We start from the raw sequence: 23,970 nt of genomic DNA on the forward strand, positions 1-23,970 counted from the left end.
CACTCGACGCAGGCCATTAGAACATCATCTAGTTGCCGATGGCGAGCAGTTCGTCCTCGGTGCGGATGTACCAGTAGCCGTCCACCAGCGCCGGTGTGGCAAGCGTCCGCGCCCCGATGTCGTTCGTATGCAGCAGGTCGAACTCGTCGCCGGCGCGGAGCACGAAGGTGATGCCGTCGTCGTTCGTGAAGAAGACCTTGCCGTCGACGTAGATGGGGGAGGCCGAGAACCCTTCACGGACGGCGCGGCCGAGTCGTCCCTGCCAGAGCACCTCGCCCGTGGCGGCGCGGAATGCGGTAACGATGCTCGCCATGTCGTTGATGGTGTACAGGCGGCCGTCGTACGCGAGCGGCGACGGAACGAACGGAGAGCCGCGGGCCGTCGTCCAGGCGAGGTGCGTGCCGGTCACGTTACCGCTGCCGCCGGGGCGGATGGCGAGCGTCGGGCCGGCCCGGCCCGAAGTGCAGAAGACGAGGCCGGCTTCGACCACCGGCGTTGGAATCACCTCGAAGTTGTTTCCTTCGCAGCGCCACAGTTCGGCCCCGGTGTCCGGGTCGTAGGAGTTGACAGTGCGTGAGCTGCTGACAATCAGTTCTTCGCGATCACCGGCGCGAATCAGGACCGGCGTACCCCAGCCGACGGTCGCCTCCCGTGCGGTGCGCCACACCTGCTCGCCGGTTGCCGTGTCGTAGGCCGCGACGAAGCCGGCGGGCTGCTGATCCTGGTAGATGAACACGCGATCGCCATGCAGGAGAGGCGAGCCGGCGGGGCCATGGTAGTTGTCGATTCGTCCGACCTCGGTATGCCAGATCCGGTTTCCGTCAAGGTCCAGCGCTACCAGGCCGCGGCTTCCCAGGGAAACGTAGACGCGCTCGCCGTCGGTGGCTGGCGTCGCCGAAGCGGGTCCGTTCTTCTGGTGGACGCGTTCGGGACTGCCCGGCGCCACGTCGGTTTCCCAGAGCAGCGATCCGTCCGTGCGGTCGTAGGCGAGGATGTAGAGTTCGCGTCCCCGGTTGCGCCCGGCTGTGAGGAAGATCCGGTCTTCCCAGACGATCGGGGAGGAGTTGCCGCGTCCCTCCACCGTGGTGCGCCAGACGACGTTGTCGGTGGCACTCCAACGGTCGGGGTACCCGGCGCCGGCGACGATCCCCTGCCCGGAGGGGCCTCGCCAGCGCGGCCAATAGCGCGCTCCCTCGCCCTCTACGGCGACCATCGCCACCGCATCCGGCGCCGCGCCCTGTTGTGTCGTCGAAGCGCTTGCTTCCAGCGCCGGTTCGGGAATGGCAGCGGGCGCGCAGGCTGCAACGAGGACGGTGGCTGAGATGATGAACCCGAGATGACGGTCTGGCATGCTTACCCCTTGACGGTGGCGAGAGCGCTCGTGGCGAGAGACTCGCTGCCGCCTTTCGTGTACTCGTTCCGCGTCACGGTAGTGTAGGTGGAATCGCCCCTCGCGACCTCCTTGCCCTCCTCGTTGGTGACGACGCTCTCGCCATGCAGGATGCGGCGGCCCATCCGGGTTACGGTCGACGTGCAGGTAATGGCGCCGCGGCTCACGGGGCGGAAGAACTTGACGCGGAGGTCGACGGCGACAAGCGAGCCACCGGCCCCGACCAGCTCGCGGCACTCATCGCGCGCCAGCAAGGCATAGGCGATGCCGGTATCGATAAGCGTCGCGGTGACGCCCCCGTGCAGGATGCCGACGGGCTGCGTCAGGTCGTCGCGGTGCTCGATCGACAGCACGGAACGCCCGGGTTGGATGTCGATAACCTGCAGGCCAATCAGACGGAAGAAGGGAAGTTCCTCCGCGTTTTCCTGGAGTCGCTCGAGATACGCTCGATCGTCGGGGGCGGGAAGCTTCACCCTCGGGATTATACGGTCGCGGGCGTGGTGGGCGCAGGCGCCGCGATCGATATAATCGGCGTTCCGTGATGCCGACGCTCCGTCCGACGCGTCCCGCGCTCATCCTGTGCGGCGTCATTGCTCTCGGCGCCGCCTCAGTGGCGACCCCAGCGGCGCAGGACTGGCCCCATTTTCTCGGTCCGGCGCGTGACGGTCACTACGCGGGCCCGCCCCTTGCGCGCGACTGGCCGGGCGGCGCGCCGGAGGAATTGTGGCGGCGCGATGTGGGCGCCGGTTTCGCGGGGCCGGTCGTCGCGGGCGGTCGCCTGCTGCTGTTTCATCGCGTCGACAATCGGGAGGTGGTCGAGGCGCTCGACGCGGCTACCGGGGAGCCCATCTGGCGCTACGACTACGCGACGACCTACCGGGACGATTTCGGCTTTGACGAGGGGCCGCGGTCGGCGCCCGTCGTTGCCGGCGGGCGTGTCTTCACGTTTGGCGCACAGGGTCAGTTGCACGCGATCGATCTGGAGACCGGAACCGGGCTCTGGAGCGTCGACGCGATGACGCGCTTCCGTGTCCGGAAGGCGTTCTTCGGCGCGGCCGGCTCGCCCCTGGTCGAGGATGGGCGTGTAATCGCGAACGTGGGTGGAGCCGAGGATGGCATCGTCGCCTTCGATGCCGCCACCGGTGACATCGTCTGGACGGCGCCGGGCGAGGAGGCGAGCTATTCGTCGCCGGTTGCGGCGACTCTTGCCGGCGTTCGCCACGCAATCTTCCTGACGCGCGACAATGTCGTCAGCCTTGACCCCGTATCCGGCGCGGAGCGTTTCCGGTTGACCTGGCGCGCGCGCATCCGCGCGTCCGTGAATGCCGCCACGCCTCTCGTCATCGGCGACCGGTTCTTCATCTCGGCGCAGTACGGTACCGGCGCCGGACTATTCCGGGTCACGGCCGGCGGTGTCGAGGCGATCTGGACGTCGGACGACGTCATGTCCAACCACTATGCGACCAGCGTGCATCGTGACGGCTATCTCTATGGCTATCACGGACGGCAGGAGTTCGGTCCCAGTCTGCGTGCGGTCGCTCTCGACACGGGTGATATTGCTTGGGAGGCCGACCGCTTCGGTGCTGGCAGCCTGCTTGTGGCGGACGACCTTCTCATCGTGATGCGTGAGTCTGGCGAGCTGCTTCTGGCCGAAGCGTCGCCGGCGGCGTTGACGCCGCTGGCGCGTGCCCAATTGCTGCCTGGCGTTGTACGTGCCTACCCAGCACTAGCCGGTGGTGTCTTGTACGTCCGGAACGGCAGCACCCTCGCCGCCTTCAAACTGGCGCGGCGATAGGAGCGTTCCGGACCGTCGCGGCGAGTCCGTCGCATACCGGGCTGCCAGGTATCTGGCGCGTCCACGGAAGGGGAGGGCAGACCAAGCCCATGACAGAACTAATGGTCGTCGTCGCACTGGTCCTGGGAGCATCGGCCACCTGTTCGCTCTTCGAGGCGGTTCTCTACTCGGTCCCGGCGAGCCGGATTGCGCAGCTCGAACAGGATCGGCGCCCGTCGGGGCGAGTCCTGAAGCAGATGCGCCACCACGTGGACCGCCCGATCGCGGCGATTCTCTCGCTCAACACGATCGCGAACACCGGCGGCGGCGCCATGGCCGGGGCGCTGGCGGCGAACGCCTTTGGGCAGGACCGTATCTGGGTCTTTTCCGTTGCGTTCACACTGGCGATTCTCTTCGTCTCGGAGGTGCTGCCGAAGACGGTGGGCGTTGTCTATTCCCGCGCACTCGCGCCTTTCATCGCGCGACCCCTCGCCTGGCTGGTGACGGTGTTCGGTCCGTTGATTGCTCTGACGCAATTCGCCACGCGCCTTATTCGCCGCCGGCCGCAGGAAGAAGGGGTCTCGGACGAGGAGTTACTGACGATGGTCGGCCTTGGTCTGCGCTCGGGTGACTTTCGGCCTCACGAAGCGCGCGTTATCCGGAATGTCCTGCGTCTCGAGGAGCGGACGGTGGGAGACGTCATGACGCCCCGTCCCGTCGTCTTCACGCTGGCCGCGGAGATCACCGCGCGTGACGCCGCCGAAAGGGAAGGACTGGACAAGCACAGTCGCGTCCCGGTGCATTCGGCTGGCAACCCGGACGACCTTATCGGCGTCGTGCACAAGGTCGACATCCTGAGAGCAGTTGCGCGCGACGAATTCGAAACCCCGGTCAAGTCGCTCATGCGACCCATCAACGTCGCCGTCGAGGCGGTGAAGCTGGATGAAGTGCTCACGACCTTTCTCGAGCGGCGAGAGCATATGCTGGCGGTAATTGACGAATTCGGCGCCTTTTCCGGCATCGTCACGCTGGAGGATGTGCTCGAAGAATTGATTGGACGCGAAATCGTGGACGAGTTCGATCAGGTGGCGGATCTTCGTGCCTATGCAAGACGCCGGAGGCTGCCCGGGGACAACGAAGAATAGACCTATCTAATTCGGCTTGCATGCCGTAACATAAGCCGATAGACTCTCGGCGCTCGTGGCTGGAGAGGTCCGCCGTAACTTGAGCGGTCCCGCGGCAAATAGGTTGTAATCCGACGGGAGGAGGTTCGAGAATGTCAAAGAACCAGGCACTTGAGTTGCTGAGGGAAGAGGCACGTTCGCTCAGCGCCGACCTCGAGGCCGTCAACCGCGCGATCGCCGTCCTTGAAGGAAAAGGCGCCGGCACGGCGGCGCCGGCCGGACGGCGGCGTGGGCGGAAGCCGGGGCCGAAACCGAAGGCTGCGGCAGAAGCGCCGGCACGGCGGCGCCGGCCGACAATGACAGCCGAGCAACGCAACGCAGTCTCGCTTCGGATGAAGCGTTACTGGGCGGCCCGTCGCGAGGCGAAAGCGAAGGAACAGGGCGACTAGCGGCTTGCCGCCGGCGCGCCCGGAAATCCTCACGTTCTACGTTGGCGCGTCTTGTCGTACGGCACATTCAGGTAAATGACCTTCTCGAAGTTGCCGTCCCGGTCGAACTTCTGAATCCGCCGGTTAGTACGGTCCGCCACGTACACGTAGCCCTCGCGGTCGACTCCCATGTTGTGGGGCAGGTTGAACTGACCGGGATCACTGCCGTAGGTGCCCCAGGACTTGATCCAGTTGCCGTGCTTGTCGAACTTCGCGACGCGCGAGTTGACGTAGCCGTCGCTGACGAATATGTTGTCGTCCTGATCCCACCCGACGTCGGTCGGTCCGTTGAAGTAGCCGTCGACATGCCGCGCTTCCTGCTGCGTAATGTGTTCGTGCGGCTCGTATCCTTCCGGCCGCCGACCCAGATTCAGGGTGACGTACCCGGCGGGATTGAACTTCGTGACCGCATTGGTTCCCTTGTCGACAATCCATAGGTTGTCGTACTTGTCGTACCGTGCGGAGTGCGAATAGCCGAGCCCGTACACTCCCTGGCCCAGTTCGCGGACGAAGTGCCCGTCGTCGTCGAATTCGAGCACCTGGGTTGTCGCGTTGCCATAGAGCGGGCCGCTCTTCGCGGTACCCGGGTGGTTGAGCACCAGCAAATGCCCTTTTGAGTTCTCGGCGACGGCAAGCACTTCGCCGAGATTCACCTCGGGCGAGTACCTCAGGTAGTCCGGCACCGAGACAAACGGGATCTCTGGAGCGTTGCTGTTGTCGATCTGCTGCGCCCATACTGGCGCGAGCGCCAAACCGACGGCGAGGGCGGCGGCGATGATCAGGCGTTAGCGGTGGGTGATCCGGTGTCTTGGATAGCCGCTGACGAAGTGCTGGTGCCGGAGGTGGGACTCGAACCCACACGGAGAGTGAACCCCACCGGATTTTGAGTCCGGCGCGTCTGCCATTTCGCCACTCCGGCAATGTGAGGGCAAGGTCGCGGCCCGAGGAGCAACGCTGCGCAGGCGGCGTGAACCGCCGCTCGAATGTAGCAGGGATTGCATCGACCGGCTCCTGGGCGCTATGGGCGAATTGTACCGTCGTGGCGCCAGAGATAGAGAGTGCGAGTACTGCCGCGCTCGTCCTCGAAACGGTCTATTTCGTCGGCTTCCCAGTCGCCCATGCTGAAGGCGTGCGAGACGATCCGGGCGCCGGCCGGAAGCTGGCGCGTAAGGACCGGACGCAGTTTCGCGTTCGACGAGGAGAGCAGATACAAGGTAACGACCGTTGCCTCGGAAACATCCGCTTCCATGACGTCCATCTCGATGAACTCGACCAGGTGCTGGACGCCGGCCCGCTCGGCGTTCGCGTTCGATTCCGCGATCCGCTGCGGGTCGATGTCGATGCCGACACCGCGGGCGCCGAACTGCTGAGCGGCAGCGATAACGATGCGGCCGTCGCCGCTGCCCAGGTCGTACACCACATCGTTCGCAGTCACCTCCGCTAGCGCCAACATACGGTCGACCACGTCGTCCGGCGTCGGTACGAAGGGTGCAAGACTCCGGTTGCCCTGGGTCTGCGCCGCGGCGCCGGGGGGCAGCGACGTCGACGCAATGGACAGCAGCAACACTGCCGCCACAGTGACGGTCCGTACGTGCGGTCCCTTCATCGCCCTACTCTACAACAGCCGTTGCCGGTCCGCACCGGGAATCGGGATGGTGCGGCCCCGCCCTCCCCAGCCGGGCGTGTTCGCGCTCCAGAGCCCCGGCAGGCCGAATCCGGCGCGCCGGGCCGGTGATGGGCTATAATACGAAGGCTGTTTGGCCGATCGAACGCCCGTCAGTCGCCGTAAACTCTTGAGCTTGGGGGACTTTGGTGCCATTTAAGGTTGGAGACAAGGTCATCTACCCTAACCAGGGCATAGGCGTGATTGAACGGATTGAGACCCGAACGATCATGGGAACCACCTGCGGTTTCTACTCCCTCCGGATGACGTCCAGCGAGACGACCGTGATGGTTCCGGTAGACAACGTAGATGACGTCGGTCTGCGGCGGGCGATCGGCGACCACGAAGTGCGTCGTCTGTTTACGCTTTTGGGCAACGGCCGCATCGAGAACCACCAGAACTGGAAGGGCCGCTTCAAGGAGAACTCCAACAAGATGAGGACGGGTTCGCTCTACGACGTGGTTGAGGTTCTGAAGAGTCTCAACCATCTGAGCCAGTCGAAGAACCTTTCCTTCCGCGAGAAGCGGATGCTTGACCGGGCGAAGTTCCTGGTTGTTACCGAATTGTCGGAGGTCCTGAGCGAGCCGGGCGAGGCGATGGAGAAGCGTGTCAACAAAGCGCTCGAGCGATGCGTCGCCAACTGGAAGCGCCTTGTTGACGACCCCGCCGCCACCGCGACTGCCGCGGCGGACGCGCACGAAGAGCAGGCGATCGCGCCGGCGGAGACGGTCGTCAAGAAGAAGCCGGCCAAGGCGACCTTCTCGGGTGACGCCGCCGCTCCGTCGACATCCAAGAACGTGGGGACGCCCGCCGCGGCAAAGGATCCACCCGGGCGGGCGGTTCGCGCATCCTAAGGCCGGGCGCCCACATTCTGCGCTTGGCGACGGTTTCGCGCCGGTGGCGGAGTCCTTTCGGACAGCGGTCGCGACGGCTCGCTCACTTGCCGCGTTCGCAGGCGTCAGTCTCTGGGTCTTCGTGTTCGCTCCGGTAGGCGTCGTTCTGGCGCTGCTCTTCCGCTGGACGAACGTCCTCTACATTCTCGGCCGGGGTGGCGTGCGGCTTGGCTTGGCCGCCGCCGGCTTACGGGTCGAGGTGGAGGGCGCCGAACACGTTCGGCCGGAACGCGGCACGGTGTACTGCGCCAATCACAGCAGCAACCTGGAGCCGCCGGTCATTTATCTGGCGCTTGCCGCCGTGCACCCGAGGCTGAAGATCCTCTACAAGGCGGAACTGCGGCGCGCCATCCCGCTGCTTCGAACCGGGTTCGATGTCGCCGGATTCGTCCCGATTCAGCGCAGCGACGTGGGGCAGAGCGGGCGCGCGATCGAGCGCGCCACGGCGGCGCTCACGTCAGGTGACTCGTTCATGATCTTCCCGGAGGGAACGCGAAGCCGGACGGGGGAGTTGCTGCCCTTCAAGCCGGGCGGGTTCGTGATGGCGATGAAGGGGGGCGCGCCGGTTGTTCCGATCGCCATCACTGGCGCCGCCCGCGCGATGCGAAAGGGGAGTCCCCTGATTCGCCCCGTCACCATTCGAGTGAAGATAGGGCGGCCGGTCGGGACGGACGGCGAGGGACCCGCGGCCCGCCGCGCGCTCATCAGACAGACGCGTGAGTCCATCGAGACGATGCTGAAGACCCTGCGCTAGGACGCGAGGTTCAGCACGCGTCGTCAGGGCCGTGGAGCGCGTTGCCGGTACAGGGCTTCCAGCCTTCGAACGAGTACACTGCCTTCGAACCCGCGCGGGGGATCGACTCTACGACCGGACCCGATGCGAAGGGCTTCGGCCAGCCCATCGACATCGCCCCAGGGCACGAGCAGTTCGCCTCCAGGGTGCCACTCCCGCACGCCGCCGCTGTCCCAGGCGGCTACCGGCGTGCCCAGCGTCAGGGCCTCGATCCCGGCCATGCCGAACGGCTCCTGCCAGCGCGAGGGCATAATGAGTACGGCGGCGCGCCGGTAGGCCGCGGAGAGACGCCCGCGGTCGAGCCAGCCCAGCACGTCGACGCCCTCAGCTTCGATCTCGCGGCGCAACGGGCCGGTGCCTGCCACGACGAACGACAGGCCGGAGCCCGAGCGGCGCCAGGCGTCGATCGCCTCGCGGATGCCTTTGGCTTCGACCACCCGTCCCGCGAAGAGGACGCAGGGTGGACCGTCGGCTGCCGCGTCGGGGTCGAGGCCGTAGGGGAACGGGGGCACGACCGCGATTCGGTCTGCCGGGATCCCCACCTGCATCAACTCGCGCTTCATGTAGGAAGACAGCACGGTCAGCCGCAGGCGCCGCACCGATTCCAGTCGTTGCGCGGTGAGCTCGATGGTGCCCTCGAAGTAGCCGGGGTCGTTGAAGCACCCGGCGCATACGTCACGTCCCATTGCGTCGCCGCAGACCCGGCCGTCCGCCGTCCACTTGCCCCGGCCCGGACAGAAGAAGCGGTGGTCCTGGACCGTCATCACGGCATCCACGCCGACCGCCCACTCCAACACCGCCGGATTGACCACGTTGTGCACGTGCACCATGTCCGGGCGCAATCGGGCCATCAGGGGATCGAGATCCGCGTCGGCGTGCGTCCTGGCATCCACGCGCGGCACGACGGTGACCGGGCAGGACGGGCGAATGGCGCCATCGTCGCGGCCGACCGCCAGGTGCTGCTCGTGGCCGCCCGACAAGGCGTCCAGGAGCCCGAGCAGAGCCCAGTCGGCGCCCCCTCGATCGCTGAGGCGATCCGCGACGTGGAGAATCCGCACGACGGGCTGCTAGCCGCCGACGAAGAAGGTGATGGTCCAGGGCGGGAGGGGTGTGCCGTCGTTGGCGCTGATGCCGTCGAGCAATTCGACCGTCACGCTCTGGAAGCGCTCGAGTTCCTGTTCGAAGCGGACCTCGAGTACGCGGTTCCGTCCGCGATAGCCAATCGTCACGGGAATCTCGGCCCCTTCGGTGGCGGCGCCCTGTCCGTAGCGTGCGCGGACCTTCCCTTCGAACGACTCGGCGTCCATGTCGCGCGAGAACTGCACGCGAACGTTACCGTCCGGCGGCACGTCGATATCGTTCGCCAGGGGTGCGGTGAAGATGACTTCCGGTGGCGGCAGCCGCGTTGCGGCGCTGGCCGTCGTCGTCGTATCGGCGGGCCGGTCCGCGCCCGGCTCCGCCAAGGTCAGCCTGCCGGCGTCGACCAGGACCATGCCGTCCTCGATCCGGACCGATCCGGTCACTTCGAGCCACCGCCCGGTGTCCCGACGCGCCAGGATGTCCAGTTCGAAATCGTCCCCCTTCGGTTCCATGCCGACGACCCAGATAGCGGCGTCGGCGGAGCGCAGCACGAAGTCCCAGCGGCTCTCGTCGGGCGCTTCCGGCATGTCGCCGTAGAGATTGCGTCCGCGGAACCGGCCGATGACCGTCACACCGTCGTTTTCGTAGCGGACCGGGTCGAGCACGATGCTTCGAAGCGTCGTCGCCGTCGCTGCCTCCGCGGGTCGCGACTCGGTGGCGATCAGGATCGGCAATTCCCCTCTCGTTGGCCAGGGCCGTTGGAGCAGTTCGTCCGAGATACGGCGGATCGGCAATCCCGCGAGCCGCTGATCCGTCTCGTCCAGACGTCCGACATCGAAAAACGTGCCGACCACTTCGAGCGGCTCGCGCACGCCGGCCGGCGGTGGCGGCACGTCAAGCGCGAGGATGCGCACGCTGTCGTCCTCGCTTACCAGCCAGGTGAGCACCTGGTCGGCCACCGCTTCGGCGACGAGCACGACTTCCTGGCCGTGGAAGAAGAAAGGATGCTGGTTTATGGCGTCGAGCGTCGCCGCCCGGCGGGAGGTCTGGGCCGCGACGGGCGGCGCTGCCAGAAGCGCGACGATCGCCAGGCCGATCCTCAGACCCTTCATTGCTGCATCGTATACCGTTCCCGCCGCTATGCTCCCGCGTCGCGCCTTGTCAGCCGGCTGCCTCGCGGCTCTCGGTGTCACGCGGGGTTTTCACCCACGGGCTGCTAGCCGGCGTACAGGCGTTCGATGGTGTCCGCCCACCGGTCGCAGACGACGTTCCGCTTCACCTTCATGGTCGGTGTCAACTCGCCCGTCGCAATGGCGAACTCGGCCGGAAGGAGGGCGAAGCGCTTCACCTGTTCGTGTGGCGCCAACTCCGCGTTGGCATCTTCCACGATAGCGTCGAACAGCCGCACCACGTCCGGCCGTTCCACGAGCGCCTCGCGTGACGCGTCGTCCCCCGGCGTCCGAGCGGCGAGAGCGGGAAAGTCGGGAATCAGCAGCGCGGTGCAGTACGGCCGGCGGTCGCCAATCAACACTGCCTCCGCGACGAGCGGCGAACGCTTCAGGGTTGCCTCGATCGGCGCGGGCGAGATGTTCTTGCCTCCCGCGGTGACTATCAACTCCTTCTTGCGGCCGGTGATGGTGAGGTACCCGTCACCGTCCAGGCTGCCGAGGTCGCCCGTGTGGAACCAGCCCTCGCGTATAACTTCGTCCGTCGCCTCCTGCTTGTGGTAATAGCCCTGCATCACGTTCGGGCCCCGCACCAGGATTTCGCCGTCCTCGGCAATCCGAATCTCCACGTTGGGGATGGCGGGACCGACCGTGCCGAGCTTGGGTTTCTCGAGCGGGTTGACGCTGACCGTAGGCGACGTCTCGGTCAGCCCGTAGCCCTCGAGCACCGGGGCGCCGATGGCGAAGAGGAACTCCGCCACCGGCACCGTCAGGGGCGCGGCGCCGGACACCAGGATCCGGATCCGGCCGCCGAGTCGCGCCCGGATCTTCGACAGGACCAACCGATCGGCGAGCGGGTACTGGAGCGCGGCGCCAAGCGGGACCGACTGCCCGGCCAGTTGCGCGCGGGCTCGCGCCGTGCCGACGCCGACCGCCCAGTGGAACAGCTTCTTCCGGATCGCGGGCGCGCTCTCGACCGCTTCGAAGATCCGCGCGTGCAGCTTCTCGTAGACCCGCGGCACGCCGGTCATCACAGTCGGCCGGACCAACTGCATGTTCGGAGCGATGGTGTCGAGCGACTCGGCAAACGTAACCGTCACTCCCCTCCAGAGGTTGAGGTAGTTGACGAGCCGTTCGAACGCGTGGCTCAGCGGGAGAAAGGAGAGGGTAATGTCCTCTTCGTTCAGGACGACGACGCCAGCCGAATCAACCATGTTGCTCGCGACGTTCCGATGCGTGAGCATGACCCCCTTCGGTTCGCCGGTGGTTCCTGACGTGTAGATGATGGTTGCCAACTGATCCGGCTCGATGGCGAGCGCCGTTTCCTTGTAGCGGAGTCCGACGCCGTCGCCGGTTATCAGGTACTGGTGGCCCCGCACCGCCAGTTCCTCCAGGCTCAGTGTCACCCGCCCGGTCCCGCCGTCGCCGCTTGTCTCTCCGGCTGGCGGGTCCATTACGACGAGCGTGCGCAGACTGGGAAGATCGTCCCAAACGGCGCGTACCTTCGCCGCCTGTTCTTCGTTCGCCGCCACGATGACCGACGCGTTCGAATCGGCCAGGATGTAGCGGACCTGGGAAGGGGGCAGGGTCGGATAGATCGGTACGGTGACGCCTCCCGCCGTCAGGATGGCGAGGTCGGCGATCATCCACTCGGGCCGGCTGTCGGACAGGATCGCGACCCGGTCGCCGGCCTCTACCCCGAGCGTGCTCAGGCCGAGGCTCTGATCCCGTACCTGGTCGAAGAACTCCTGCGTCGAGAACATTCTTGTCGAGTCGCCCCGGCACTGGCCGATCAGGGCATCCTTCGGATGGCGTCCGTGAACATAGAAGGGCAACTCGGCAATCGTGCGGATTGCATCATCCATGGTTCTTACTCCCCGCGCCGCTAGGGCGCCTCAAAGTCCCCGGAGCGTCCCCCGCTTTTCCTGACGAGGCGGACGTTGCCGATCACCATCCGCTTGTCGACCGCCTTCAACATGTCGTAAAGGGTGAGCGCGGCGGCCGAGACGGCGGTCAGCGCCTCCATCTCGACGCCGGTCTGCGCCGTCGTCCGGACGGTCGCCTCGATTCCGTAGCCGTCCGATTCCTCGATCAGCGCCACTTTCACCTGCGCGAGCGGCAACGGGTGGCAGAGCGGGATAAGGTCCGCCGTCTTCTTCGCGGCCATAATCCCCGCGAGGCGCGCCGCATTGAGCGGGTCTCCCTTGGCGACCCTTCCTTCGCGAATCGCCGCGAGCGCATCCGGGCCGATCGCGACATGCCCGCGGGCCACCGCGACGCGGTCAGTCACCGGTTTGTCGCCCACGTCGACCATCTGGACGCGTCCCCGCTCGTCGACGTGACTGAGCCCCGGCGTCCGCCCCCGTCCAGCCGGATCAGCCATCACCCGACCGCCTCCGCGGGGGACGGCTCGTCGAGGCCCGCCAGGAAGAAGGACAGGCTCTCGAGCGAGACCGTCAGGTCGACGCTCTTGAGCTTCACGGTCTCCGGCACGCGCAGCGCGCCGGGGGAGAAATTCAGCACCGCGCGGATTCCCGCTTCCACCACCGTATTCACCACCTGTTGGGCGGAGACCGCGGGAACCGCAATCACCGCGATGGTGATGGCTTCGTGCTTCGCCACCGCGGCGAGGTCTCGGATGTCATGGATTGGGACACCGCTTCGCGACGTGCGGCCCACCTTTTCCCGCAGGGTGTCGAATAGCGCGACAATCCGGAATCCCTCGCGCCGGAAGCCGGGATAGTCAGCCAGCGCAAGGCCCAGGTTTCCCGCTCCCATGATCGCCACCGCCAGTTTTCGATCAAGGCCGAGGATCGTGTGCAACTGCTGCCGCACATCCTTGACGATATAGCCGACCCCCCGGACCCCCAGATCGCCGAAATGGGCCAGGTCCTTGCGGATCAGCGCCGCGTTGAATCCGAATTGCTCGGCCAGTCCCTTCGACGACACCGTCTTGACGCCCTGGGCGTCCAACTCGTTCAGGAATCGCAGATAGAGTGACAGCCGATTGGTCGTCAACTCCGAGATGTCTTCGCGCATGGGGCGGCAGGATTCACCACGAGTTCCTCGGCTCAGAAGAGCGTCATATCGTCCAAGGGCCACCAGCGAAGCTGGACCTTGCCGATGATGTAGTCCTTCGGCACCTGGCCCCAGTGCCGGCTGTCGGAGCTGTTGTTCCGGTGGTCGCCCATGACGTAGTAGAACGCCTCCTGGACCACCTCCGGCCCACGATCCTCGTGGCTTCGGAACGATGGCGGGATTTCGGCGTCCGGCTGGAGCACTTCGTTGACGTACACCTGACCGCCATCGATTCGGACCGTATCGCCAGGTCCCGCGACGATGCGCTTGACGAAGTTCTTCTCCGGCTCGTGCCGGTACTTGAGCATGACGATGTCGCCCGGCTCCGGGTCGCGGGCGCCTATGAGCGAACCGACGACAGTCCAGTCGCTGAAGTGATACACCGCCTTGTTGACGATGAGCCGGTCCTGATCCTGGAGGGTAGGCTCCATGCTCTTTCCCTCGACCCGCGCTACCTGGAAGCCGAACGTGACGATGAGCGTGGCGTAGACCGCGGCGGATGCGAGCGTCTTGAACCAGGCGGCCAGCTCGACGCCCGCGCGACGAAGGAACTGCGCCCTCCGCGAGGGTCCCGGTGAGGGTTCGGCAGCAGGACGTTCCGACCGGAATATCTCTTCGAGCGAGTCGCCCGGCGTTATAGGCTGAGATACTGTCGCAGCCGTTTCGTCTGCGCCCGGCTTACCGGGATCTCCGTCTGCTCCGAGTCCTTCATCTTGAGAATGTACGTACGGCTGAACCACGGCACGATCTCCTTGATCTTGTGGATGTTCACCACGTGCGCTCGATGTACCCGCCAGAACATCTCCGGGTCGAGGCGCGAATGGAGTTCATCCAGGGTCCGGCAACTGGCCGCTCCCTGCAGACGGCCGGTGCTTACTTTCACAACGTCGCCTGTCAACGAGGCGAAGACAATGTCCTCGGGTTGCATCAGCACGAATCGATCACTGACACGGATGGCAATCGGTTCGCGATGGGACCGGCGGTCCGCTACCAGATGGGCGATCCTCTCCAGCGTCGCTGCCTCCAGGGGATAGGCGTCGCCCGCCTCGTCGTTTCCGGTGCGGTGCTGCGTCTCGACCAGGTCGCGAACGCGCGCGATGGTCTGGGCGAGTCGCGCCGGCGCGACGGGCTTCAGGAGGTAATCGACGGCGTTCACCTCGAATGCCTCGATGGCATGCTGGTCATAGGCGGTTACGAATACGACGGACGGCGCTTCCGGGCGCTCGACCAGTTCGCGCGCCACCTCGAAGCCGGAGCGACCTGGCATCTGCACGTCGAGCAGCACCAGGTCGGGGTGGAGCGCATCGATCAACTCCAGGGCCTGGGGCCCGTCACCTGCCTGACCCGCTACCTCGACGTCCTCGAGTTGCTTGAGCTGGAAGCAGAGTTCGTTCCGGGCCGGCTCTTCGTCGTCCACGACCAGCGCGCGAATGCTCATTGGTAAACGTTCCGTCTATCTTAGCCGGTTCCGACTCCGGGAGGCCGTGGTTAGCCCCTGCGTAACACCGAGAGCGGCGAAGGCTGCTTTCAGGAGTCCGTTTCAGGCCGTCACCTCCCTCGGAACCTCCAGTTCCGGAATCTCCATGCGCGCGCAAGTTCCTTCCCCAGGGGTGCTCTCCAATTGCAGATGGTAATTCTCGCCGTAAATGGTCCTGAGCCGCTCATCAACATTGCGAAGGCCGATCCCGTCGCTGCGCCCCAGTACCTCCGTATTGACCATTCCGGCGCCGTTGTCCACTACCTCGAGAATCACATGGCCATTCCTTCTCATGCTTCGAATGGCAATCCGGCCGCCCCCGACCTTTCTTTCGATACCGTGCTTGATGGCGTTCTCGACGAGGGGCTGCAGCACCATGGCCGGCACCACGATGTCCAGGGTATCGGGGCCGATCACTTTCTCGATGGCGAGGGTCGGTCCGAAACGGACCGCCTCGATGTCGAGGTACTCGTCGACGGAGGCGAGTTCTTCCCGGAGCGTGACGTAGTGTTCGCCGGTTCGCAGCAACCGGCGGAGCATGGCGGACAACTTGAGGATGAGCATCCGCGCGGTTTCGGGCTGCGACCGGATCAGCGAGGAGATCGAGGTGAGGGTATTGAACAGGAAATGTGGATTGATCTGACGCGTCAGGGTTTCGACCCGCTCCGCCATCAGCAGTTTTTCCTGCTCCTGCAGCCGGTGCTCGATCCGTGCGCTGTTCCAGATCTTTATTGGGATCGCGACGCTCAGCACGGTCGACAGGACGACCAGAGCGGCAATCCAGATCGTGTCGGGCCGGTGGAAGAAGATACCGACCGGCCCGAACCGAAAACCGATTGCCTGACGGATTGCCTCGAGGCCGACCGGCGCGGCCGCCAACAGGACGTGCCAGTCGATCCGGAAACGGCTTACCGCGTGCCACGTGTGTTTTGGAAGGTCGGCGAAGAACAGCGGGGAAAGACGCCAAATCTCTTCTTTTGGACAGAGTTCGCGCAGGCCGCCTCCCGCGAAGCCGCATCCGACTGCGAACGGCAGCGTTCCGATCTCACCGCCCGACAGGGCTGGGGCGCCCACCAGCACACCGACGATTGCGCCGGCGTAGGGCCCGGCGATCAGGCCCGCGAGATACGGCCCGGCGAGTGAGAAGTCGGCCGCGTCGTAGCCAAGCAGGAGACGGGCGCCAACGCCGGCGGCGAGGGGCAGGCCGAAGCTGAATGCGAAGACCAGCCTCTCGCGCCAGGCTCGCTGCTCGGTCAGCAGGATCCGGCGAAACTGCCGGAACCGGACAAGCATCGTGGCTAGCGTTGCCACGACCGCCAGTTTCACCACGAGGGTGGTCAGCAGCAGTTGGGTGCCCGAAAGGAACCGTGCTTCGGGCGGCATGCGGACGATAATACCCCGTGGTATAGTCCGCGAATGCCCGTGAGCCTTTTCGGCGGTGATGGCGGGAAGGACCCTGCCACACGGGCTCTCTCCGTGACGGACGTGCAGAGCACGTTCGTGGAGGATGTCTACGACCGCCTCGGCTGGAAGCTGGACGACTGGCTGTTTGGCCCCTCCCTCCATCCGGGCCGCCTGCAGGCCATCCGGAAACTTGATCTGCAACCGGGCGACCGGGTTCTGGAGGTTGGGGTCGGGTCGGGCATCAACGCCACCCTCTACCCGCGCTATGTCAACGTGACCGGCATCGACCTCTCGAACAGGATGCTGGAAAAGGCGCGGCGCCGGCTTGCCTCGCGCAGCGTCGACAATGTCCGCCTGCAGCAGATGGACGCCTCGGCGCTGGAGTTTCCCGACGACTCGTTCGACCTGGTATATGCGCCTTACGTAATCAGTGTCTGCTCCGATCCGGTGGCGGTGGCCCGCGAGATGCGTCGCGTCTGCCGGCCCGGCGGAAGATTCGTTTTCCTGAACCATTTCCGGAGCCCGAACCGTCTGCTGGCGCGCGCGGAGCGGTGGCTCTCGCCGCTCACCGTCCACATCGGCTTCAAGGCGGACCTTGACCTGCCGGCGTTTCTCGCCCAGGCGGACCTCAACCCGGTTTCGATCGAGAAGGTCAATATTCCGCGCATCTGGTCGCTGGTGACCTGTAGCAAGGACTGACCATCGCGCCTCGCCGCTCTCGGTGTGACGCGGGGTTTCACCACGAGCTGCTAGGGCAGCCGGGCGTCGATCATCCTGGCCGCTACTTCGGCGCCGTCGAGGGGAGGCGTTCCTGGTAGGGGCTGCGCCAGCGCGCGCTCGATCGATGCCTGCCACCGTCCCGCGAAGAGATCGTCGCGCTCGATGAACGCGGTGCGGAGCAAGCCTTCCATTCCGGCGACAAGGACGTCGTACTCGGGGAAGCGCCCCCGCTCCGTGTAGATCATTGCCGTCCCGTTGGCCGCGCACTCCGACACGATCCCATAGCCCGGCTTGGTTGCCACTACGTCCACCGCCGCCACCAGATCCTCGTAGGCGATGGCCTGCTGCGCCATCCATGCTTCGTCGAGGGTAGTAACGGCGCAGCTCGGCGCCTCCTCCGCCATCGGGGCCGGGCCGCCCGTCGTCGCTACCGTGTGGCAGTCCCGCAACTCGCTCAGCCGCACCCAGTCGATGGGACCGACGCCGTATCGGCCGAACGCACAGAGTACGAGAATCCGGTCGGTCGGCAAGCCGAGTTGGCGGCGCACGTCAGCCGGCGAACGCTCCGAACGGCGCGCAACGAGCGGGATGTCAACGAGCCGGTCGCCGTCGAAGGTCTCGAAACCGCCATGCAACGGCAGGCGCCACGCCTGATCCGCGGAGGCGTAGGCCTCCCGTATCGTGTCGACGAGCGCCGGCGCCAGCTCGGTGGTTTCCTCATACCCGGCGTAGATCCAGTCCCAGGTGAAGTTACCCACGACGACCGCCGGCACGCCGGCCCGCGCCGCGGCGGCGGAGGCGAGGGGAGGGATGTCGCCCACCACCAGATCGACCGGTTCGACCGTCAGGCGCGCCGCCTCCGCCTCCGCGCGTGCGTCTAGCGAACGGTGGAAATCGCGGGCCCGAACGATCGATGCCGCCACGTCGATCGTGAGGCTGTCCCGCTGCACCATGCCGGTGTCGGTCTGGATCGCCTCGAAATCACAGCGCTCGCCAAGCGACCGGTCGAACATCCAGCGGGGCGCCGGGGTCCGGATCGCCACCTGCACGTCGGGTCGCCGGCGACGGAGAGCCCGGATGATCTCTGTCTGCCGGGAGGCGTGGCCGAAGCCGTGGCCCGAGATGTAGAAAGCGACGGCTGGCATCAGGCGTCACCGTCCGGTCGATGAACGCACGCCCCCAGGGCTGTTAGGGGGGCTGCTATCATCCCGGCATGCCGCTGCACGAACGTGAGTTCTTCGACGAGACACATGAGACGAAGCCGGCCTCCTATACCTGTCCGCGATGCGGGTTCCGCGGCGAGTACCAGGTCCGCTGGATACGCCGGGTCAAGAAGGCGCAGCCGCCAAGACGCGCTGACGCAGCCGACCGCGAGATGTTCAAGAAGCTCCGTAACTACATGGTGCGCGTCGACGACATCATGGTTTGCCGGCAATGCCGCCGCCGCTTCGAGATCCCGTCCCACCAGAACCTGGCGTTTTTCTAGTGCCGGTCCGGAAACCGGCGCACCTGGAAACCGGCGCACCATAAGGGCGCGCAGGCTCCTGCGAGACTATAATCGCGACGTGAGCGCTCATGATTTGTCGTGCGCGTGTCTGGCACTTCTGATCGCCCTTGCGCTTCCGGCTGCGGGCTCGGCGCAGACCCCGGAAGCCGATCTCGCGTTTCATCATCAGGCGACTCGCGCGCTGGCACATGGCGACGCCGAGGCCGCCGAGGATCTGGCGGGCACCCGCGAGTCCTCCGACCCCGCCGCGGCGGCGCTGCGGGCGCGCCGGCTGATCGAGACGGGCCGTTACGAGGAAGCCGAAGCGCTTCTCGACCCCGTAGCGCGGGCGGCGCCGGGAACGGTGGCGGGGCTGGAGTTCGGCCGCCTGCTGGCCACCGTCGGCCGGGTGGACGAGGCGGCGCGGTTCCTGGAGGCGGTCATCGTCGCGGGGCAGAGCACGCCCGATCCCCTGCTGCAGTACTACGGCGGTTTGGCCTCGCAGGCGGCCGGAGGATTCCGCCGCGCCAACATGTTCTTCCGGGGCGCGTCACGGTCGCTGCCGGAAGATCCGGCCGTCCACACGGCTTGGGGTGACCTCTTCCTGGAGAAGTACAACTACGCCGACGCGCAGCGGTCGTATCAGGACGCACTCGCGCTCGACGGCGAGTGGTCACCCGCGCTCGTCGGACTCGCCCAGGTGCTGGCTAACGCGGGCGTGCCGATTCCGGCCGGTGGCCCCGGGGCCGAACCGCTCACCGCGCGGGGAGCGGCGGAACGCGCGCTGGCCATCGACCCCACGAACGCCCGCGCCCATCTCCTCATCGCGGAGCTTGAACTCGCGGACCAGAATCGCGACGCGGCGCGCGAGTCGATCGATGCCGTGCTCGATCACAACCCGAATCACCTGGAGGCGCGTGCGCTCGTGGCGGCGATCGCCTGGCTGGAGGACCGGCGCGACGACTTCGAGAATGAGGTGGCGGGGATTCTGGCGATCAACCCCGTCTATGCCGACGCCTACCGGATCGCCGGTTACCACGTGGCGCGCGCCTATCGCTTCCCGGAAGCGGTCACGCTGGTCCGCCGCGCTCTGGAGCTGAATCCGGACCATATCCGCGCCCACGCCGATCTCGGCATGCACCTGCTCCGGACGGGCGACGAACCGGGCGCACGGGCCGCGCTGGAGCGCTCGTTCGAGGCGGATCCGTACGATGTCGTCACCTTCAATCTGCTCGAGATGCTGGATCAGCTCGACGAGTTCGAGACATTCGAGGAAGGGGACCTCATCGTTCGGCTCCATCCGGAGGAGGCGCCGGCGATAAGGGACTACGTAATCGACGTGGCGCAGGAGGCGCTCGACACGCTCTCTGCCCTGTACAACATGACGCCCGAGACCCCGGTCCTCATCGAGATCTTCCCGCGCCACGACGACTTCGCCGTCCGCACCCTCGGCCTTCCCGGGATGGTGGGTGCGTTGGGCGCCTGCTTCGGCCGCGTCGTGACGATGGTTTCGCCGCGGGCGAGCCCGTCCGGCAGCTTCCACTGGCTTTCGACCCTCTGGCACGAGATGGCGCACGTCGTCACCCTGCAGATGTCGAACCAGCGGCTGACGCGCTCGCTGAGCGAAGGCATCTCGTCGTTCGAGGAGAAGCGGCGGCATCCCGCCTGGGAACGCGACCAGTTGTTTGAGTTCCTGACCGCGATCAACGCCGGCAACCTCCGTTCGATTGCCGAGCTCGACAGCGAGTTCACGCAGGGGGGGCTCGGTCTTGCCTATTTCCATGCGTCGCTGGTCGTGCAGCACATCGTCGAGACATACGGCGACGACACGCTGCAGACCCTGATCCGTGCTTACGGCGACGGACTCGATACCGAAGGCGGGCTCGAACGGATCGGACTCACTTTCGACTCCCTGCAGGCAGGCTTCGATGCCGACATCGAGGAGCGCTACGGCGAATTGCGGCGCGCTCTGGAGGGCGCACCGGCCTTTCCGCCCGGGGAAGGGGAAGACCGGCTGGAGCTTCTGCACGGGCTGGCCGAGGAACACCCGGGCAGCTTCCAGGCCCAAATGGCCCTCGGCGTCGCGGCGCGTGCAGCGGGCCTGCCGGACGAGGCGCGCGCGGCGTTCGAACGGGCGGTCGAACTCTTCCCGATCACCGTGGGTCTGGAGAGCCCCCGCGGGCAACTGGCGCTGATCGCCGAAGAGGAGGGCGACACCGAACAGGCGATGCACGAGCTGGAGCTGCTCCTCGAGCATGACGAGAGTTCTCCCGAAACGGCCCGCATGCTGGCGGCGCTCGCGGAGGGAGCGGAGGATGACCGGCGGCTCAGGATTGCCTACGAGCGGCTGATCGAGATCGATCCTTTCGATCCCATCCCGCACCAGACACTCGGCCGGATGGCGAAGGAGGATGGGCGGACGGAGGTTGCCCTGCGTGAGCTTCGGATTGCGCTGGCGCTCGGTCCCGTGGATCGGGTGGCGACGCACACCGATTACGCCGAGACGCTCATCGCCGTGGGCGATCTCGACGCGGCGAAGCGGCAGGCCATGCTGGCGCTGGAGATTGCCCCGACGTACGAGCGGGCGCAGGATGCGCTTCTGAGGGTTATCGAGGCGTCGCCGTGAGAGCGGCGGCCATCCTCGCGGCCGCGGTGATCCTGGCGCCCTTGGGAACCGGGGCCGTGGGAGCCGGCGTCATGGGAACCGGCCTCGCCGGAACCGGGGCCGCCGCACAGGATGTCCCGCTACCGGAGCGCGACGGACTGACCGGCCTGGAGTGGCGCTTCGTTCGAGTCCGCTACACCACGCCCACCGATCAACTGGCCGAGTTCCTGCGCATCTACGGAGTCGATCCCTGGACGGTGGACGCGCCGGTGGCGGAGCAGAACCTGTCGCGCCGGATGGCGCGGGTCACGACGATCCAGGTGAACGAGCCCATCGTCGCCGCGTTGACCGATGACGCCCTCTGGGAGCAGCCCTGGATCTACATTGTCGAGCCGGCCAACATGATGCTCACCGACGACGAGGTGGCGAACCTGAGAGAGTTCCTGCTGCGGGGAGGAACCGTAACGTTCGACGACTTCCACGGCCCGGCCGAGTGGGAGCTGTTCGCGCGGCAGATGGAGCGGGTCTTTCCGGACCGCCCGATCGTCGATCTCGGTCCCGGGCATGCGGTCTTCTCGTCGTTCTACAACCTGGACGCCTACCCTCAAATCCCCGGCCTCGGGTCGTTCTTCAACAACGTCACCTGGGAGAAGGGCGGCTTCGAGCCGAAGCTGCGCGCCATCCTCGCGGACGACGGACGCGCCATGGCGCTGATCAACTTCAATACGGACATGGGCGACGGATGGGAGTGGTCGAACGCCGAGCAGTACCCCACGTACGTGCAGTACACGGCGCAGTCGTACCGCATGTTCATCAACGAAATCGTTTACGCGCTGACGCACTGATGGCTAACGGGTCGACGACAGCGCCGGCCGCGGTGACGGCGAGTGACGCGGTGGCCGCGGCGGCGGAGGCCACCGAGCGGGTCCGCGAAGCCCGCACCCGCATCCTGCGTGAGCTCCGCAAGGTAATCGTCGGTCAGGACGAGGCGATCGACCTGGTTCTGACCGCGCTCTTCACCGGCGGGCACTGCCTGATCACCGGAGTGCCGGGCCTCGCCAAGACCCTCCTCATCAAGACACTTGCCGACGTGCTGCACCTGTCGTTCAAGCGGATTCAGTTCACGCCGGACCTGATGCCGGCCGACATCACCGGGACCGAGATCATCGACGACTCCGCCGGCCACCGCGAGCTGACGTTCGTCAAGGGACCGATCTTCGCGCAGATCATCCTGGCGGACGAGATCAACCGGACGCCGCCGAAGACGCAGTCCGCCCTTCTGGAAGCGATGCAGGAGCATCATGTCACCGCGGCGGGCCGCACGTTCCCACTCGACGAACCTTTCCTGGTGCTCGCGACGCAGAACCCGATCGAGCTCGAGGGGACCTATCCGCTGCCGGAAGCGCAGCTCTCGCGCTTCATGTTCAACGTCGTCATGAGCTATCTGCCGGTGAGCGACGAGGTGGCGGTGGTGACGAGGACCACCTCGGACGAGACGCCGTCGGTCGACCGGGTGCTGGAGGGGAGCGACATTCTGGCTTTCCAGCACCTCGTCCGACAGGTGGTGGTCACCGAGGAGGTGGCGCGCTACGCGGTGTGCCTGGTCGACGCGTCGCGTCCCGGTCGCGCCGACACGCCGGACTACGTCGAACGATGGGTCACCTGGGGCGCCGGCCTTCGCGCGTCACAGGCGCTCGTCCTCGGCGGCAAGGCGCGCGCGTTGATGGATGGGCGATACCACGTCTCGGTCAGTGACATCCGGGCGCTCGCGAGGCCGGTACTCCGCCACCGCATCGTCACGAACTTCTACGCCGAATCCGAGGGTGTCGATGTCGAGGCGATCATCGCGCGGCTGCTCGACACGGTGCCCGTTCCGTCAAGCGGGATGTGATGCCGCGCCGGACGCTCGGCCGGGCGCGGGATACCGGCGTGGCCGGCCCCGGTTGGCTCGACCCGGCGGTCGTCGCCAGCCTCGGCTCGATGGAGCTGCGTGCGCGCACGGTCGTGGAAGGGTTCCTTCTCGGCCTGCACCGCAGTCCGTACACCGGCTTCAGCGTCGAGTTCTCGGAATACCGCCCCTACATACCGGGCGACGATCTCTCCACGCTCGACTGGAAGGTGTACGCACGGCTCGACCGCTACTACGTCAAGCGATTCGAGGAGGACACGAATCTCGAGTGCCGGCTGCTCCTCGACATCTCCGCATCGATGAGCTACGGCTCGGGACCGGTGTCGAAACTGGAGTACGGATCGTACCTCGCCGCCGCCCTGGCCTGGCTGATGGAGCGCCAGCGGGACGCGGTTGGTCTGGCGACCTTTGATGACCGCGTGGTTGCCGACATCCCGCCCGGCGTGCGACCGGGGCACCTGCGGCGGATCCTGATTGCGCTTGACCACCTGGAGGCGGGCCGGCAGTCTGACGTCGCCGCCCCCCTCAACCGGCTCGCCGCCTCCATGCGCCGGCGAAGCATGGTGGTGGTGATCTCCGACCTGCTGGACGATCCCGAGCGGGTCATCGGTGGTCTGCGCCACCTGAAGTTCGGGCGCAACGACGTGGTCGTCTTCCACCTGCTGGATCCCGCTGAACTGGCCTTCCCCTTCGAGCCGCCGACGCGCTTCGAGGATCTGGAGACGGGCGAGACGATCACCGGTGTGGCCGCCGAGCTGCGCGACGGCTACCTGCGGGAGATGGACCAGTTGCTGGAGTGCTACGCGCGTGAGCTGCCGCTCAGCGGCATCGAGTACCGTCGGGTCGACACGTCGCAGCCGCTCGACGACGCGCTGCGCGCGTACTTCTCGTCGCGGATCGCGCGAGGCTGAGCCACGGGC

The 23,970-nt window shown here is 66.4% G+C and carries 23 protein-coding genes and 1 tRNA gene; 10 read left to right on the forward strand and 14 right to left on the reverse strand.

Annotated features, from left to right (window positions below; translation table 11 throughout):
• Positions 1–28: 28 nt before the first annotated feature.
• Together F4Y45_15565 and F4Y45_15570 are read right to left on the reverse strand one after the other, a co-directional pair.
• A complete protein-coding gene (locus F4Y45_15565; GenBank protein ID MXY25922.1) occupies positions 29–1,351 on the reverse strand; it encodes a PQQ-binding-like beta-propeller repeat protein in 1,323 nt (440 codons plus the stop codon).
• A 2-nt stretch (positions 1,352–1,353) separates the two neighbouring features.
• Entirely contained in the window at positions 1,354–1,914 is a 561-nt protein-coding gene (locus F4Y45_15570; protein ID MXY25923.1) for a PaaI family thioesterase, read from the reverse strand.
• Between the two features lie 17 nt (positions 1,915–1,931).
• Between F4Y45_15570 and F4Y45_15575 the strand changes: the two genes are divergently transcribed.
• From F4Y45_15575 to F4Y45_15585, 3 genes are all read left to right on the forward strand, one after another.
• Positions 1,932–3,185 (forward strand): PQQ-binding-like beta-propeller repeat protein, encoded by a 1,254-nt coding sequence (locus F4Y45_15575; GenBank protein MXY25924.1) that lies wholly within the window; start codon positions 1,932–1,934, stop codon positions 3,183–3,185.
• An 89-nt stretch (positions 3,186–3,274) separates the two neighbouring features.
• Positions 3,275–4,309 (forward strand): HlyC/CorC family transporter, encoded by a 1,035-nt coding sequence (locus F4Y45_15580; GenBank protein MXY25925.1) that lies wholly within the window; start codon positions 3,275–3,277, stop codon positions 4,307–4,309.
• A 131-nt stretch (positions 4,310–4,440) separates the two neighbouring features.
• Positions 4,441–4,737, forward strand: coding sequence for a hypothetical protein (locus F4Y45_15585; protein MXY25926.1), 297 nt, complete (start codon positions 4,441–4,443; stop codon positions 4,735–4,737).
• A gap of 29 nt (positions 4,738–4,766) precedes the next feature.
• On the opposite strand, the gene F4Y45_15590 is transcribed toward F4Y45_15585, so the two are convergent.
• The 3 genes from F4Y45_15590 to F4Y45_15600 all read right to left on the reverse strand — a co-directional run bounded on the left by F4Y45_15590 (position 4,767) and on the right by F4Y45_15600 (position 6,382).
• Positions 4,767–5,528, reverse strand: a complete 762-nt coding sequence (locus F4Y45_15590; protein ID MXY25927.1) for a hypothetical protein — start codon at positions 5,526–5,528, stop codon at positions 4,767–4,769.
• A gap of 79 nt (positions 5,529–5,607) precedes the next feature.
• Positions 5,608–5,695 (reverse strand) — tRNA-Leu (locus tag F4Y45_15595).
• A gap of 99 nt (positions 5,696–5,794) precedes the next feature.
• On the reverse strand, positions 5,795–6,382 hold the full coding sequence (locus F4Y45_15600) for a methyltransferase domain-containing protein (protein ID MXY25928.1): 588 nt from the start codon (positions 6,380–6,382) through the stop codon (positions 5,795–5,797).
• A 203-nt stretch (positions 6,383–6,585) separates the two neighbouring features.
• Here F4Y45_15600 and F4Y45_15605 point away from each other — a divergent pair, with 203 nt between their 5' ends.
• On the forward strand, positions 6,586–7,293 hold the full coding sequence (locus tag F4Y45_15605; protein MXY25929.1) for a hypothetical protein: 708 nt from the start codon (positions 6,586–6,588) through the stop codon (positions 7,291–7,293).
• Entirely contained in the window at positions 7,046–8,086 is a 1,041-nt protein-coding gene (locus tag F4Y45_15610; protein ID MXY25930.1) for a 1-acyl-sn-glycerol-3-phosphate acyltransferase, read from the forward strand. The genes F4Y45_15605 and F4Y45_15610 overlap by 248 nt, the downstream gene beginning before the upstream one ends.
• Before the next feature lie 23 nt (positions 8,087–8,109).
• Here the strand turns inward: F4Y45_15610 and F4Y45_15615 are convergent, their stop codons facing one another.
• From F4Y45_15615 to F4Y45_15650, 8 genes are all read right to left on the reverse strand, one after another.
• Positions 8,110–9,183: a glycosyltransferase family 4 protein gene (locus tag F4Y45_15615; protein ID MXY25931.1), complete on the reverse strand. Its 1,074-nt coding sequence runs from the start codon at positions 9,181–9,183 to the stop codon at positions 8,110–8,112.
• 9 nt (positions 9,184–9,192) lie between these two features.
• Positions 9,193–10,317 carry a hypothetical protein gene (locus F4Y45_15620; GenBank protein MXY25932.1) on the reverse strand — a complete coding sequence of 375 codons (1,125 nt, stop codon included), beginning with the start codon at positions 10,315–10,317 and terminating at the stop codon, positions 9,193–9,195.
• Between the two features lie 104 nt (positions 10,318–10,421).
• Complete coding sequence (locus tag F4Y45_15625; protein MXY25933.1) at positions 10,422–12,236, reverse strand: long-chain fatty acid--CoA ligase; 1,815 nt, start codon at positions 12,234–12,236, stop codon at positions 10,422–10,424.
• 20 nt (positions 12,237–12,256) lie between these two features.
• On the reverse strand, positions 12,257–12,754 hold the full coding sequence (gene moaC, locus F4Y45_15630; GenBank protein ID MXY25934.1) for a cyclic pyranopterin monophosphate synthase MoaC: 498 nt from the start codon (positions 12,752–12,754) through the stop codon (positions 12,257–12,259).
• Positions 12,754–13,410, reverse strand: a complete 657-nt coding sequence (locus F4Y45_15635) for a redox-sensing transcriptional repressor Rex (protein ID MXY25935.1) — start codon at positions 13,408–13,410, stop codon at positions 12,754–12,756. The genes moaC and F4Y45_15635 overlap by 1 nt, the downstream gene beginning before the upstream one ends.
• A 32-nt stretch (positions 13,411–13,442) precedes the next feature.
• Positions 13,443–14,189: a signal peptidase I gene (lepB, locus tag F4Y45_15640; GenBank protein MXY25936.1), complete on the reverse strand. Its 747-nt coding sequence runs from the start codon at positions 14,187–14,189 to the stop codon at positions 13,443–13,445.
• Positions 14,084–14,887, reverse strand: coding sequence for a response regulator transcription factor (locus F4Y45_15645; GenBank protein MXY25937.1), 804 nt, complete (start codon positions 14,885–14,887; stop codon positions 14,084–14,086). Before F4Y45_15645 ends, lepB begins: the two co-directional genes overlap by 106 nt.
• 102 nt (positions 14,888–14,989) lie before the next feature.
• Positions 14,990–16,492, reverse strand: coding sequence for a sensor histidine kinase (locus tag F4Y45_15650; protein MXY25938.1), 1,503 nt, complete (start codon positions 16,490–16,492; stop codon positions 14,990–14,992).
• On the opposite strand from F4Y45_15650, the gene F4Y45_15655 reads away from it, so the two are divergent.
• Positions 16,343–17,029 carry a methyltransferase domain-containing protein gene (locus F4Y45_15655; GenBank protein MXY25939.1) on the forward strand — a complete coding sequence of 229 codons (687 nt, stop codon included), beginning with the start codon at positions 16,343–16,345 and terminating at the stop codon, positions 17,027–17,029. The two genes, F4Y45_15650 and F4Y45_15655, sit on opposite strands and share 150 nt — an antisense overlap.
• Before the next feature lie 50 nt (positions 17,030–17,079).
• Here F4Y45_15655 and F4Y45_15660 read toward each other — a convergent pair whose 3' ends face one another.
• The gene (locus F4Y45_15660) at positions 17,080–18,195 is read right to left on the reverse strand and encodes a hypothetical protein (protein MXY25940.1); all 1,116 of its coding nucleotides are present in this window, start codon (positions 18,193–18,195) and stop codon (positions 17,080–17,082) included.
• A 105-nt stretch (positions 18,196–18,300) separates the two neighbouring features.
• Between F4Y45_15660 and F4Y45_15665 the strand changes: the two genes are divergently transcribed.
• From F4Y45_15665 to F4Y45_15680, 4 genes are read left to right on the forward strand one after another with little or no spacing between them, the layout of a single operon-like run.
• A complete protein-coding gene (locus F4Y45_15665; GenBank protein MXY25941.1) occupies positions 18,301–21,162 on the forward strand; it encodes a tetratricopeptide repeat protein in 2,862 nt (953 codons plus the stop codon).
• The gene (locus tag F4Y45_15670; protein MXY25942.1) at positions 21,159–21,986 is read left to right on the forward strand and encodes a DUF4159 domain-containing protein; all 828 of its coding nucleotides are present in this window, start codon (positions 21,159–21,161) and stop codon (positions 21,984–21,986) included. Before F4Y45_15665 ends, F4Y45_15670 begins: the two co-directional genes overlap by 4 nt.
• Positions 21,986–23,032 (forward strand): AAA domain-containing protein, encoded by a 1,047-nt coding sequence (locus F4Y45_15675; protein ID MXY25943.1) that lies wholly within the window; start codon positions 21,986–21,988, stop codon positions 23,030–23,032. The genes F4Y45_15670 and F4Y45_15675 overlap by 1 nt, the downstream gene beginning before the upstream one ends.
• Positions 23,032–23,961, forward strand: coding sequence for a DUF58 domain-containing protein (locus F4Y45_15680; GenBank protein MXY25944.1), 930 nt, complete (start codon positions 23,032–23,034; stop codon positions 23,959–23,961). Before F4Y45_15675 ends, F4Y45_15680 begins: the two co-directional genes overlap by 1 nt.
• The last annotated feature ends 9 nt before the right edge of the window (positions 23,962–23,970 follow it).

The organism is Acidobacteriota bacterium, assembly GCA_009838525.1.
Lineage (GTDB): Bacteria > Acidobacteriota > Vicinamibacteria > Vicinamibacterales > UBA8438 > VXRJ01.